Raw genomic sequence first — 13,991 nt, 5'->3', positions numbered from 1 at the left:
ATAACCTGCTCTGCATATAGGTGCCATCGACAACAGATTAAATTCTCTTTATCGAGCGGTCAAAAAGGCTAGGGCCTGTTGACCTTTTGAGAGCAAATTTTGTTCTAATTGAGCACGTTCAAATCGCGGCATGAGGCTTGGAGTATAGTTATTCTATATAAAAGCCGAGTAACAAAGAGTTGAACGTGCTCAAGACGAACCCTGCGGGCAACGTCTGTATCATTTTTCTACTGCGTTATCGCTCATTGATGTAGCACACTAGATTACAATCGCTCTGCCTTGTATAAAAGCGATACAGAATGATGCATAAATGAACGCGAAAGATAAACAGGCCCTAGGGGGATTGAAGGACAAAAGCAAGGTGATGAAAAGATAAGGAGCTAAAAGAAAAATACCCCAGCAATCTTTGCTGGGGTAAACCAAAACTAGGATGATGGTTTTAAGGCTAGCATTGTTTTAGTTCTTAAACCGCTGCCAGCATTGATTCAAGATTGCAGTAACGCCGACCTGTGTAACCAAACGAGAGAGGGGTCATTCTCTGGCTCGGCTAACTGAATCAGGTCATCCCGATATCAACTGCCACCATTGTATTAAATTAAGAACGGACTGCAACGTGAATTACTTTCAAGCTTTAGTTTGAGCTAAATAAGTCATCACGAAACAGAGAGGTAATACCAGTGTAACCACATGATTATAAAAGAATAACCCCCAACACAAAAAATACCGGGGGTTATCGTCTTGTTATCAGAACAATGTTTTTAAGTTATTGATAACTGAAAGTAGCAAAAACCTTAACAACAACATGGATAAAATGCTGTTTTTTCAGCCACATCCTGCTATTTACGCTGGGCATACAGGGCGGCGTATGGTTCGTCCCAATAGGGTGGTGAACCGATATGATCCTTAATGAAGTCGATAAAGGCGCTAACCTTAGGTGCCAGGTGTTTACGTCTTGGGTAAACGGCCTGCAGTGGCAGATGGTGAGTCAACTGCCATTCTGGCAATAGCGGCACCAGTGTGCCCTTCTCTATCTCATCTTCCAGCAGGTAACTGGCAAGATAGACGACACCCAGGCCACTTACCGCGGCAGACTTGAGCGCAGGGGCGTTATCGACCCTGAAATTACCCGATACACCTATCTCGCAGTAGTCGTCACCCTTCTTAAACTGCCAGACGCTATGCTCGTGCCACTCACCGTGGTACACCAGACAGTTATGATCCACCAGCTGCTCGGGGCGCTCAGGGTAGCCGTGCTTGGCGACATACTCAGGCGATGCCGCCAGCAGGAACTGACACTTCATCAGCGGCCTGGCCACCATGCCGAGTGGTAACTGCTCAGACATGGTCAATAGCAGATCCAAACCTTCACTGACCACATCCACCTTATGATCCAACAGGCTTACCTGTAGCTCCAGCTCGGGATGTCTGGCCATAAAATCGGGCAAGGCAGGAATGATGTGCATGGTACCGAAAGATTGGGAGATCCCCACCTTGAGTACACCGCGTGTGGCATCGTTAAGATTGTGCACGCTGGCAACCGCCTGGTCGGCATCGCGAAGCAACTCTTCACCCTGGGCATAAAGTAGCTGTCCGGCTTCGGTTAAACTCAGACTCCGAGTGGTACGCTGTATCAGCTGAACACCTAATTTATGCTCAAGATCGGCAACTTGAGTACTGACCTTTGATTTAGAAATCCCCAATTTTCGCGCAGCAGAGCTAAAACTCCCGGCACGAGCAACATGAGTAAAAATTGCAATAGGTTCTAAAAGTTCTAACATTTAAATAGCCTTAAGGTGTATGCGACCCTATAAATACCAATTATAAATCATGGAGATACCTCCTGACTTCGAAGTTATCCCCTTGACTATGCAGATTATTTTAAGAGTAGAGTCAGACTGTTAGCCATTTCGTTATCGAAATTTCGCCAGCATTGTTATTATTTTTTACAAGTATACCAAAGATTTGCTCTTTGATTCTAATACCTATTTTCTAGCCACTATACACCCAGTTAGGAGTGGAGGAAAAGTCATAAGAATAGTGGGCCCAGAATAAAAAAAGCCCTGCACCCAAGGTAAGTGCAGGGAAATGTGGATCTTGCTTTGCCAGAGGAAATTGTTTGCGACTTATTCGCGCAGGGTTTGCTGCTTAGCGCTAACCAGTGGATAGTCGCGCAGCGCCGGGACTTCGCTACGCATCTGAGACTCTAAGGCAACCAGTTGCTGGAAGTTGTCACACAGCTTGTCGGCGCGCGCCTCGAGATCCGTTGCCTGCTGTTCAATCTGGGCTTCGATATCGTCGCCCACCTTGTCCATCTTAGCAGAGAAGGCGTTCATCTTCTCTTCGAAGCTCTCACCGTCGCCCTTCATCATCTCGCTACCCAGGGTCATCATCATGCTACCGATAGAGCTCTGCACCAGCTGCTCCATCTCTTGCTCGAACTCTTTACCGAAGGTATCTTCTATAGAAGATTCGGTCGCCCCCAGGTAAAACTTGTCGCCATTCTGATAGGCAACCGTGTCGATACGCTGAGACAGACCGTCCATCATCTCATCAATCTTGGCACCGGCGGCGTCGCCTAACAGAGGGGTGAGCGCCATGCTAACCGCGGTAGAGGCAATATCGACGGCGTCATGCACCACGTCGATCACCTCGGGCAGCTGCTTTGACACCTCACCTGCATATTGGTTAACCAGGGCCTGCTGCTTATCGTTAAGCTCAACCTTGTCACCGTTAACATAGAGACGACCAAGCTCGATGCGATATACCTCTTTTTTGGCTTCACTGACCACCAGCTTGCTCGGCTCTACCGAGACATCATAGTTAAGGCTCACCTCGCACTGCTTGTCATCTCTGCCGAACGAAATATGGTTGTCCTTATCCTCACCGGCCCAAGCGGCACTGGTAGTGGCAAGTACGAAAGCTGTCAGTCCAAGAGATGCGGTCAATTTCTTCATATTCTTAATCCTTAAGTCATTGAAAATCACATGATGTGAAGCTTAAGGTGCACCATGTGTCATTGAGAGCTAACAATACAGGTATCGTGCCAATTTTAACTAATTAAATATAATCAATAGATTAGGTAAATTTAGCGTTATAAGATAGAGCCAGCCAGTCGGCAAGGAGCTCAGAAAAGTAAAGCCTTCTGCCAGTTTTTAGCAAATTTCACCATCGAGAGAATGGAGGCTGATAGAAGAAAAGAAAGGAAAGGGAGAAAAGGAAACCGGCTAAGAGTGAAAAGGTAGAACAAAAAGAGCGCCTCGAATAGACGCACTATTAGAAGATAGAGCGTCCCAGGGCTTGGGAGAGTCGCTCCAGCGCGGCGGTGCCCGCCAGGGAGTTACCGTTCTTATCGAGTTCGGGTGACCAGACACAGATGCTCATATCGCCCGGGATCACGGCGATGATACCGCCGCCCACACCACTCTTGCCAGGCATGCCCACGCGATAGGCAAATTCACCTGCGCCATCATACAGGCCAGATGTCGCCAACAAGGCGTTAAGCTTACGGGTCTGTATGGGGGAAACCACCTGCTGCCCAGAAAGGCTCTGGCCACGATTGGCCAGATAGAGCATGGCCCTTGAGAGATCGGCGCAGCTCATCTTAAGCGCGCAGTAGTGAAAGTAGTTTTTCAGTACTCTATCGACATCGTTGTTAAAGTTGCCGAACGACTTCATCAAGTAGGCAATCGCCGCATTGCGGGCACTATGCTCATATTCTGAGGCCGCGACACGCTTGTCATAAATCACATGGGGATCGGCGCTCAGCTTTCTGACCACCTCAAGCATATGATGCTTGGGCGCACCGAGACGACTCTGCAGCAGGTCGGCGATGATCAGGGCACCAGCGTTGATAAAGGGGTTTCTCGGCACCCCGCGCTCGAGCTCAATCTGCACCAGGGAGTTAAATGACTGCCCCGATGGCTCCTTGCCGACACGCGACCAGATCTCCCCCTCCTCATACAGAGTCAGGGCGACCGTGAGGCTAAAGACCTTGGAGATACTCTGGATCGAAAAGGGCTCGAGATAGTCTCCAGCCCCTATGGTTTGACCGTCTACTGTGGTCACGGCGATCCCAAGCTTGGTAGGATCCACCTCGGCCAGGGCAGGAATATAGTCGGCGACCTTGCCCTTTCCCAGCAGAGGACGCACCTGCTCGATAATGGTCTCGAGCAGGTCCTTCTGTGGCATTAGTTCCACCAGATGTCGTACAGCTCGCTAACCACAACATCTTTAGCCGGCTGCTTCTTCCAGAAGTCACTCACGGCTTGCCTGTCTTCTTCGGTGCACTTGCCAATGGTTTGAGTGGCAATGATGCCCTCCCACTCTTTATGGCCGCCACCGTGGAAACCCAGCTTTCGCTCTTCGATCACCTGGTCGATAAACTGATCGACGATAGCATCGATCTGCTCTTCGGTTACCGAATCATCGAAGGTCCAATTCACATCGAAGCCGAACTCTTGAAACTCATCAATGCGCAATTTTTTACGTAAACGACGACTACGTGTTGCCATGTGTATTCCCTCTTTTATATAGAAATAAAGCTTACTCGGTACGCTCGAACATCAGATCCCAGACGCCATGTCCCAGACGATGACCCCTGGCCTCAAACTTGGTCAGTGGGCGATGATCCGGACGAGGCACAAAATCCCCCTCTTGTGCCTGGTTCTTATAACCGGGCGCGGCGCTCATCACCTCTAACATATGCTCGCTATAGTTTTCCCAATCGGTCGCCAGATGGAACACACCGCCAACCTTCAGGCAGCGACGGATAAGCTGGGCAAACTCGGGCTGCACGATACGGCGCTTATGATGACGCTTCTTATGCCAAGGATCAGGAAAGAATAGTTGTACTCTGGCCAGGCTGCCGCTTTGAATGCTGTTTTCCAATACCTCAATGGCGTCATGGTGAAACACGCGCAGGTTAGTGACACCGGCCTCTGCCGCATCTGCCAGGCAGGCACCGACACCAGGCTTGTGCACTTCGATACCGATGAAGTTAAGCTCGGGAGCCGCCTTAGCCATCTCAACCAGTGAGGCGCCCATGCCGAAACCAATTTCCAATACGGTATCGGCTTCGCGGCCAAACACCTTGACCAGATCCAGCGGCTCGGGCGAATAGTCCAGCCCCATGATAGGCCATTGTTGCTCCATGGCCTGTGCCTGGCCCTTGGTCAAACGTCCTTCACGTAAAACAAAGCTTCTCACTTTGCGAAGGTATTTACCCTCTTCGTTAAACTCTGCGGTGGTCACTTCGCTCATTATCTTTCAGCCTCAGATCTGCCTGTGGTTGGCCATATAGCGCCGAGAAAAAGTCAGCGTCAAGCGGCTCAAGGCTCGACAGACCAACTCATATGATCCCATGGGATCCTGACACTTATATGATTGGAAAATTATAAAAAGAAGGGCATTATCCAAAGATACTGCGCTAAGGCAAGCCCTATGTTGCCAAAGTATACCAATTATCCCACGGCGCGCGAGCCATGCCGGCTTAGAGATGCCATTTGCCTTGAGAAAAACCTTGCCCCTCTATAGACTGAGCGCCATGAAAACAGAGCAATTTCACCAGCGCATAGTCTCCTGGTACGACAAACACGGACGCAAGCATCTCCCCTGGCAACAAGATAAGACCCCCTATAAGGTTTGGGTGTCCGAGATCATGCTGCAGCAGACGCAGGTGGCGACCGTTATCCCCTACTTCGAAGCCTTTATGGCACGTTTCCCCACTATCTTGGACTTGGCAAACGCCGATCAGGATGAGGTGCTGCATCACTGGACCGGCCTTGGCTATTACGCCCGGGCGCGTAACCTACATAAGTGTGCGCAGATAATTGCCAGCGAATATGATGGAGCCTTCCCCACAGAGTTCGAGCAGGTACTCGCCTTGCCAGGAATTGGTCGCTCCACCGCGGGTGCAATACTCTCACTATCTCTTGGTCAGCATCACCCCATCTTAGATGGTAACGTCAAGCGAGTGCTCGCCAGACACGGCGCCATAGCAGGCTGGCCGGGTAAGCGGGAGGTGGAGGAGCAGCTGTGGCAACTCACTCAAACCCAGACGCCAAAAGCGGGCGTCACCCAATACAACCAGGCGATGATGGACATTGGCGCCAGTATCTGTACCCGCTCTAAGCCCAAGTGCGAGCTCTGCCCCGTCGCCATAGACTGCAAGGCGCAGCTGATGGGGCGCCAGACTGAGTTTCCCGGCAAAAAGCCAAAGAAGACGATTCCGGAAAAGCTCGGCTATATGTTGGTGATTAAAGATGACGATAGGGTGCTGATGAGCAAACGCCCACCGGCTGGGATCTGGGGCGGGCTCTGGTGCTTTCCGCAGTTCGACAGCCAGGAGGCACTCGAGACCTTTGCCGAAGATAAAGGCCTGACACTGACCAGCAAGGAGCCAATTGATAGCTTTCGTCACACCTTCAGCCATTTCCATCTGGATATCAGCGCCTTTGTCGCCCGCAAGGCCACAAGCGCACATGAGATCATGGAAGAGAGCGCCTCTCTCTGGTATAACATAGCCAAGCCACCGAAGGTTGGTCTGGCCGCCGCCACCGAGCGGATCCTCTCCAGCTTAGGTTCAGTATCAAATAAGGAGTAATCATGGCGCGTACAGTGAACTGCCAGTATCTGAAGAAAGAGGCAGACGGCCTAGCCTTTCAGCTCTACCCGGGTGAACTCGGTAAGCGAATTTTTGACAACATCAGCCAGGAAGCCTGGTCGCTCTGGCAGGCCAAGCAGACCATGCTGATCAATGAGAAGAAACTCAACATGATGAATGTTGACGATCGCAAGTTCCTCGAAGAGCAGATGGTGAACTTCCTGTTTGAGGGCAAAGAGGTCGAGATCGAAGGCTATGTGCCGCAAAAAGATGACGAGTAATAAATTACTCGCTCTATAAAATTAAAAAGCGCCTATTGGCGCTTTTTCTATAATGGGGACTTGCTTAAGCAGTCACTACTGACGAATGCCTTCGACCACGAAATCTAGGGTCACATGGCTGGACGCGGGGCCCAGATCCATCTTGATATCATAGTCCTTCAAAGCAAATTCTGTCTGGCCGACGAAACCGGCGCGGTAGCCACCCCAAGGGTCTTGCCCTTCACCAATAAACTTTGCATCGATTGCCACAGGCTTAGTCACGCCGTTGAGTGTCAAGTTGCCATTGAGCACAAACTTGCCGTCACCCAGCTCTTTGACCGAGGTCGATTTAAAGCTTGCCTCTGGATGCTTAGCGACATTAAGGAAATCCTCGCTTCTCAGGTGCTTGTCACGCTCGGCGTGGTTAGAGTCGAGGCTCGCCGTGTTGATCGTTACATTTACCTTGGCATCACCCATATGCTTGCTATCGAAGCTAAAGCCTCCGGCGAATTCATTAAAGCGCCCCACCACGAAGCTGTAACCTAAGTGGCTCACCTTAAACTGTATTGACGCATGGGCGCCCTGAGTATCTATCACATAATCGGCGGCATTGGCCCCCATAGGCAGCATGAGGGAAGCCGATATCAAGGCTGTGGCTAACGTCTTTTTCATTGTATCTCCTTAATGTTTAACATTCGTTTTAATGTGGCATCTCTGTCTAAAAGGTGGTGTTTAATGGCGCCTAAGGCGTGCAGGACAACCAAGGCAATAAATCCATAGGCCAAATACTTGTGTATCCAGCCGGCGATGTCGGCCTGCTCCTCAAACAGCAGCCCTAGACTCGGCAGCTCGATAAGAGAAAAGACGACTATGGGTCTGCCGTCGGCTGTCGAGATCAGGTAGCCTGAGACCAACATGCCGAGCAACATCAGATAAAGCAGGCGGTGCATCAGGCCGGCGGCCAACTTCTCCCACCTTTTATGCTCAGGCAGAGCCTTGGGGGCAGGATTTAACCAGCGCCACAGCAGACGGCACAGGGTCACCACCATGAGCAAGACGCCTATGCCCTTATGAATATCCGGCGCTCGCTTATACCAGGGGCTGTAATAGGTCAGCTCGACCATCCACACACCTAAGGCGAAAAGCCCTAATACGGCTAACGCCGATAGCCAGTGCAGGCCTATGCTCACCACTCCGTAGCGGCTCTGGGTATTTTTAAGCACGATTCTTCCTCATTTATCACTTAACAGCATATTAACTTCGATTTAGATCGACGAATATCGCGTAATTTCGCCAATAAACTTCTAATTTTTAGAAAGGTAGCGCCAAGACAAACGAGATAAGTGGAGCATTGAGAAATAAGAGGCCTGAAAATGCCCCCTTAAAAACAAATAGTGGCTTAAACCTGGGTTTTAACCACAGCCACTGTGCTAAAAAACGGCATAAATGCCAAAAAGCCAGCACTTTGCACATTAACTAGCCATGCAGTTAAATTTCTCCAAAAAAGCGCTTGCAGGATAAATATCAGCGCTATATTATACGCGCACTCCAAACGGCAAGGGTCACAGAGACCTGGTTTGAAGTAGTTAACTAGACACTTAGTTTAGTTGCCCGAATAGCTCAGTCGGTAGAGCAGAGGATTGAAAATCCTCGTGTCCCTGGTTCGATTCCGGGTTCGGGCACCACAATTTAGCCGGCATAGCTCAGTTGGTAGAGCAACTGACTTGTAATCAGTAGGTCCCGAGTTCGACTCTTGGTGCCGGCACCATATAAAACAGCCTCGACAATGTCGGGGCTTTTTTATATCTGTATGATTTCACTCTTTGCTTCAATTCTTTATATTCAGCCCCTCCCCTATAGCCAGCGATTATCCAGCCTTTCCTGTTAACGCCTTCATGGCATAAGCTAGAAAGCGGACTAAGTTAGAAAGCAGACAGCAAAAAAGGAGCACTAGGCTCCTTTTTGATTTGATGAAATAACTAATACCAATCGTAATAAATAATTGATCATTCTAGCTTGTTAAAACGCTCGATAACTGTATTAGTATTTTTAATTGTAGAATAACTACTTATCTAAAAATCCTGCTTTGTTCTCAAGCGTTTTTCCTGCGCTATTTCTGATCACATACTTATTGTGATTGGTATAAGGCTACTTCCAGCTACGCATCTTATAACCTTTTACTGCGTAGAAGAGGATAAACAGGTAGCAAGGCAACATCACCATATAGCCACCCTGCTGACCGAGCGAGGTAGCAGAGCTGGTTAATCCCCAAAACAGCGGTCCGAAGGCCCCGCCTGCTATGCCCATCACCAAGAGCGCCGAACCTGTGCTGGTCAGTTTGCCCATACCCGATAGCGCCAGCGGCCATACCGCGGGCCAAACGATGGCGTTAGCCAAACCTAAGAAGGCGATCATCAATAGGGTGTCCGGTAGCATGGCACCACCGAATGGAACCAGTAAGGCATTGGCGATCGCATAGGACTCGTTGTCACCAAACAAGATCCCCAGCGTCAGTAACAAGCCCAATATCGCCGAGATCATCAAGGCCTTAGGCTGAGAGATGAAACGTGGAATGGTCAGGATACCGAGCGAGTAACCGATAACCATACAGATCATGGTATATGAGGTCATCACACCATAGTTCTCGACCCCAAGAGAGAGGGCGAATGTGCCAATGGTGTCGCCGGCGATCACTTCCACCGCCACATAGAAAAACAGTGCTACTACCCCTAATGCCAGATTAGGATGAGACAGCGCCTCACGGGTATGACCCTTGGTGCCCTGCTCTTGCTCGTCTTCATTTTCAAGCTCTGGCAGAGGCGATTTCTTCACCAGCAGCGCCAGCACACCGATAAAGATAGCCATGCCCAGATATGGGAACACCAGGCCGTTAGCCATCTCGTCGATCTGCGCCTGAGTCAGCTCCATGCCGACTCTGTCCTTAAAGCTATCCAAAATAAGGGCGGTAAACACCAAAGGGGCGATAACACCAGCGCCCTTGTTCAGGATCCCCATGACACTCACGCGAGCGGCGGCCGACTCCTCGGGACCAATTCTGACCACATAGGGATTCACCGCCGTCTGTAGCAGGGTCTGGCCCGTGCCCATAACCAGCTGGGCAAATAGAAATAGCGCAAATATCTGTGTCTTGGCCGCAGGAATAAATAGCAGGCCGGCAATCATCATGATCCCCATGCCCATCGCCATCCCTGTCTTATAGCCCACCTTACGGATCACCCAGGCCGAGGGTAATGCGGTAAAGGTCACGGCGATATAGAAGGAGAAGAGAATGAGGGAGGCTTGAAGTGGGGTAAGTTGCAGGATCTGCTTGAGGTAGGGCATCAAGGACCCGTTTAGCCAGGTCGCAAAACCCAGAATAAAGAAGAGCCCGGCAACGATCGCCATAGGGATCACGCTGCTGCGCTTACTTTCACTATTTAATGTCATTTCCATAAGCCTGTTTTCTTATAGTAATTAATCTTTGGATATCAGCGCTGTGATATCGGCTTGGTACATTTACAGCTTGGGCGACAAGTTGCTCCCTTGTTTCACCGATGTTAAAACATAAAACAGAAAAAGACAACGCTGTCATTTTAGCTTTTTAACCTTAGCAGGCTAACTCAACGTTTTCCTTGCCAAATTGCCCGAACATTATCCTCTACAAGACTTAAACCTTGATGAAGATACCGCGCTTATACATCCAGTAGAGGAGTAACCACTGCACCAGCAGCAAGGCGCAGGCAGACCCCAGCGGCTGCATATCAGTGGGAAGTGCCCGCATCACACCACCGAAGAGGCTAGTGGCGAGATACTCCCATTTGACCAGGCTCGACGCCAGATAGATGATGATGGCATTGCAGCCAATGACCACAAACCCGAAGGCCAATCTGTGCAGCTTGATGACATCCACCAGCGCATAGAAGATGGCTAACAAGATAAGGCTCCAGCCCAGGGTGACCAAGACGAAACTGCTGGTCCAGAGATCTTTGTTTACCGGAATATAAGGGTTCATCAACCAGCCGAGCCCCAGGCTGAGCAAACCGGCAAGTAACAAGATGCCGACCTTAGCCCACTCGCCCTTTGCCCCTCCCCACTTGGAATGAGGCTTAACGATGAAGCGACCGGTAAAGACGCCGGCCAAGGCATTGACTATGGCAGGCAGGGTCGAGAGGATCCCCTCGGGGTCTGTCGCCCTGCCCTGATAGGTGATCCCGGGCAGAAATTGACTATCCACATAGGCGTTGATGGAGCCAGAGATAGAGAAGTCCCCGGCTACGCCGCCGGGAACCGGCAGCCAGAGCTGCATAGCGGCATATCCAATCAATATCCCGATTGCGATGATGATCTGCGTCTTCAGGTCGGTATGCCAAACCAATAAGGCGGCAAAGAACCAGGCAAAGGCGATACGCCCAAGCACACTGGCATACCTTATCTCATCAGCCGCCATGGGCATGCCCGTGCCCCAGCCGTGGTTATAGAGCACGCCAAACAGAAGCAACAAGAACAGACGCTTTATCGCATGACGATAAAGCGGCAGGCGCTCTGGCCAAGGCAGTGAATCCAAACGTTTTGGTGACAGGCCTAAGGCAACGCCGGAGAGAAAGATGAATAGGGGAAAAATAAGATCATAGAAGGTAAACCCATGCCACTGGCTGTGATGCATCTGGGCATCGGCGATACGCCATCCCTGCCAGCCGGTCCATACAAGCAGCGCCGCAAACAAGGCCTCGCCACCTAAGATCCAAAACATGTCGAAGCCCCTTAGGGCATCGAGCGACTTCAGCCTGGGCTTATTGGCTGGCATAGAGGCTGGCTTAGTTGCTGGCTTAGGATGGCTATCTAGCTTTGGCTCCATCGGGGCGTCTCTCTTATGGTTATTATTATAATTAAGGCCCCAAGGTATAACCTAAGGGGCTAATAGCAATAGAATTTTAAGCACAGAACACAAACGGCCATGCACACAGAAGACTCGCTAGGCCTGATTAATCAGCTGGCCATCTATATAGGTTCGTGCAACCCTGTTGTCTTGATCCAGCAGCACCATATCCGCCTTGGCACCTATGGTGAATATGCCACGCTGACGCTGACCGATAAACTCGGCGGGATATTTCGATGCCATGCGTAGTGCCTCTTCACGAGCCACACCAAGCATGTCAACACTATTGTTGACCGCACCATTCATGTCCAGCACACAACCGGCAAGCTCACCCGTCACGGCGTTCAGCCTATCTCCCTGACGCACAACTTGCGTGCCAAATAGCTCGAAGCTGGCATCATCATCCATGCCGACCGGCGGCATGGCGTCCGTCACCAGCATCACCTTGCCTCTAGGCTTAGTCGCGATGGCCACCTTGGCCGACGCCGGGTGTACATGGTGCCCATCGACAATCAGGCCGCACCAGGCAGCTTGGCTCTCGAGCGCAGCGCCCACCATGCCCGGCGCCCTAGAATCCATGGGCGACATGGCATTAAACAGATGGGTAAAACCTGTTGCGCCGGCATTGAGCGCCTTAACTACAGTGTCGTAGTCGGCATTAGAGTGACCGAGACAGACTCTGACGCCACACTCGACTAAGGCACGGATCACCTCTGGCGCCACATTCTCCGGTGCTAGTGTCACCACCTTAGTGCCGAGATCATTGCGAGCGAATATCGCGAGTTCTTCATCTGAGATTCGACGAATAAAATCGACCGGATGCACTCCCTTCTTAGGCACACTAAGATGCGGCCCCTCGAAATGGATCCCTAGCACGCCCGGTGTTTTCAGGGCGATCGCCTCAGCCACCGCATCGGCAGCAGCATGCATCACCTGAATATCATCTGTGATCAGGGTCGGCAAGAAGCCCGTTGTACCAAACTTGGCATGAGCCAGGCCTATGGTCTTTATCTTCTCAATACTGGGCGCGTCGTTGAACAGGGCGCCGCCGCCGCCATTGACCTGTACATCGATAAAGCCGGGTACCAGGGTGCCGGCAAGCAAAATGGGCTCGACGTCACTCGCCTTGTCAAAGGAGACGATACGCCCATCCTCTATGGTGATGGCCTGGTTGTGGTGGAAGTGTTCACCGTCGAATACCCGCTCGGCAATGAGTGTCTGTTTCATTTATTCTCCTGGCAAAACATCATCTGCGACTAGCTATTTGCGACTGGCTAAGTGACACAGGCTATGCCTGGCTCAAGCCTAACTGCTGACGCGCATAATAGGCGGCACCTAACTCTGGCGGGGCAAGTATTGGCGAGATCTTGTCGACCACTCGCTTATCCAGCCAAGGTGCCAAGGGTTCGGCTAGACCACCTATCATGGAAAAACGCGGCGGATGGATCTCAAACAACTTGTGCGCCAATGCGCTGATATACTCTGCGCCCTCGACCACTATCGCCTTGGCCACTTCATCCTGTGCCTGCGCACAAGATAACACCGTGCGCGCCAGAGTGGCATAACAACCGGATGATTTCCCCGCCAGGTGCTCGACTATGCCCATGGCATCGCTGACCTTAAAGTGATCCAATAAACGCTCGGTGAGCAGAGTCGCCGGACCAAAGCCATCGAGATCTAACAGCACCTGCTGGGCGGCCTGGAGGCCTAACCAGGCGCCACTACCTTTATCGCCCAGAGCAAATCCGTGACCACCCAGGCTCAGGGACTGCTCGCCCACGTGGGCATAACCGCAAGAGCCGGTACCTGTGATGATCACCGCGCCATCGCCCCCTTTATGGGCGCCGATGCAGGCTGTGTGCAGATCTGTGGTGACATACATCTCTGCGAAGGGATGCTGCCACTCTTTGATCGCCTGATAGAGGTGCTCAACATTAACCCCGGCCAGGCCCACCCCGGCCACCAGTGTCTTGCTGTCGCTCGCTTTTAGCCCGGCGTCTTGTAGAGCAAGCTCAGTCGCGCGCGAGATAGAGTCGAAGGTATGTGTCAGGCCGTAAAGCGGATTCGCACGCCCGGCCACACCAGTGCCTATTACACTGTCATCTCCGGCATAGATAGTCGCGCGGCACTTGCTACCGCCACCATCTATGCCTATGACGAGGGCCTGTTCCTCTGTCTGGTTAAATCCCATTACCAACCTCATTCACAGTTTTATTATCCAGGGCATCTCGCTTCGCCCGCCCTGCCCACTGAC

13 protein-coding genes and 2 tRNA genes are annotated in these 13,991 nt (G+C 51.3%); 4 read left to right on the top strand and 11 right to left on the bottom strand.

Translation table 11 applies throughout. The features are described from left to right. Window positions 1-836: 836 nt before the first annotated feature. The 5 genes from L2731_RS10385 to trmB form a co-directional block, all read right to left on the bottom strand. On the bottom strand, window positions 837-1,778 hold the full coding sequence (locus L2731_RS10385) for a LysR family transcriptional regulator (RefSeq protein WP_041510424.1): 942 nt from the start codon (window positions 1,776-1,778) through the stop codon (window positions 837-839). 345 nt (window positions 1,779-2,123) lie between these two features. Then, the gene (locus L2731_RS10380) at window positions 2,124-2,954 is read right to left on the bottom strand and encodes a YggN family protein (protein WP_041510423.1); all 831 of its coding nucleotides are present in this window, start codon (window positions 2,952-2,954) and stop codon (window positions 2,124-2,126) included. Window positions 2,955-3,273: 319 nt separating this feature from the next. Continuing rightward, window positions 3,274-4,188 (bottom strand): glutaminase B, encoded by a 915-nt coding sequence (gene glsB, locus L2731_RS10375; RefSeq protein ID WP_239849899.1) that lies wholly within the window; start codon window positions 4,186-4,188, stop codon window positions 3,274-3,276. After that, window positions 4,188-4,511 carry a YggL family protein gene (locus L2731_RS10370; RefSeq protein WP_041510421.1) on the bottom strand — a complete coding sequence of 108 codons (324 nt, stop codon included), beginning with the start codon at window positions 4,509-4,511 and terminating at the stop codon, window positions 4,188-4,190. The genes glsB and L2731_RS10370 overlap by 1 nt, the downstream gene beginning before the upstream one ends. 31 nt (window positions 4,512-4,542) lie before the next feature. Further along, entirely contained in the window at window positions 4,543-5,259 is a 717-nt protein-coding gene (gene trmB, locus L2731_RS10365; protein WP_041510420.1) for a tRNA (guanosine(46)-N7)-methyltransferase TrmB, read from the bottom strand. A 283-nt stretch (window positions 5,260-5,542) separates the two neighbouring features. On the opposite strand from trmB, the gene mutY reads away from it, so the two are divergent. After that, window positions 5,543-6,601: an A/G-specific adenine glycosylase gene (mutY, locus tag L2731_RS10360; protein ID WP_249253008.1), complete on the top strand. Its 1,059-nt coding sequence runs from the start codon at window positions 5,543-5,545 to the stop codon at window positions 6,599-6,601. A gap of 2 nt (window positions 6,602-6,603) precedes the next feature. After that, a complete protein-coding gene (locus L2731_RS10355) occupies window positions 6,604-6,882 on the top strand; it encodes an oxidative damage protection protein (RefSeq protein ID WP_011864926.1) in 279 nt (92 codons plus the stop codon). 75 nt (window positions 6,883-6,957) lie between these two features. Here L2731_RS10355 and L2731_RS10350 read toward each other — a convergent pair whose 3' ends face one another. Both L2731_RS10350 and L2731_RS10345 read right to left on the bottom strand, forming a co-directional pair. Further along, on the bottom strand, window positions 6,958-7,533 hold the full coding sequence (locus L2731_RS10350; protein WP_249253005.1) for a YceI family protein: 576 nt from the start codon (window positions 7,531-7,533) through the stop codon (window positions 6,958-6,960). Continuing rightward, entirely contained in the window at window positions 7,530-8,084 is a 555-nt protein-coding gene (locus L2731_RS10345; protein ID WP_249253003.1) for a cytochrome b, read from the bottom strand. Before L2731_RS10345 ends, L2731_RS10350 begins: the two co-directional genes overlap by 4 nt. Before the next feature lie 386 nt (window positions 8,085-8,470). Between L2731_RS10345 and L2731_RS10340 the strand changes: the two genes are divergently transcribed. Together L2731_RS10340 and L2731_RS10335 are read left to right on the top strand one after the other, a co-directional pair. After that, window positions 8,471-8,546, top strand: a tRNA-Phe gene (locus L2731_RS10340). Window positions 8,547-8,553: 7 nt separating this feature from the next. Further along, window positions 8,554-8,629 (top strand) — tRNA-Thr (locus L2731_RS10335). 380 nt (window positions 8,630-9,009) lie between these two features. Here L2731_RS10335 and nagP read toward each other — a convergent pair. The 4 genes from nagP to nagK form a co-directional block, all read right to left on the bottom strand. Continuing rightward, a complete protein-coding gene (gene nagP / locus L2731_RS10330) occupies window positions 9,010-10,314 on the bottom strand; it encodes an N-acetylglucosamine MFS transporter NagP (RefSeq protein ID WP_415837028.1) in 1,305 nt (434 codons plus the stop codon). 214 nt (window positions 10,315-10,528) lie between these two features. Beyond that, window positions 10,529-11,716, bottom strand: a complete 1,188-nt coding sequence (nagX, locus tag L2731_RS10325; protein ID WP_415837027.1) for a transmembrane glucosamine N-acetyltransferase NagX — start codon at window positions 11,714-11,716, stop codon at window positions 10,529-10,531. Between the two features lie 117 nt (window positions 11,717-11,833). Then, window positions 11,834-12,964, bottom strand: coding sequence for an N-acetylglucosamine-6-phosphate deacetylase (nagA, locus tag L2731_RS10320; protein ID WP_249252998.1), 1,131 nt, complete (start codon window positions 12,962-12,964; stop codon window positions 11,834-11,836). 61 nt (window positions 12,965-13,025) lie between these two features. Then, complete coding sequence (nagK, locus tag L2731_RS10315; RefSeq protein WP_249252996.1) at window positions 13,026-13,928, bottom strand: N-acetylglucosamine kinase; 903 nt, start codon at window positions 13,926-13,928, stop codon at window positions 13,026-13,028. Window positions 13,929-13,991 lie beyond the last annotated feature (63 nt).

This window comes from Shewanella aquimarina (assembly GCF_023349185.1).
Taxonomy (GTDB): domain Bacteria; phylum Pseudomonadota; class Gammaproteobacteria; order Enterobacterales; family Shewanellaceae; genus Shewanella; species Shewanella aquimarina.
Note: the sequence above shows the minus strand (reverse complement) of the source record. Positions and strands in the feature narration are given on the sequence as shown.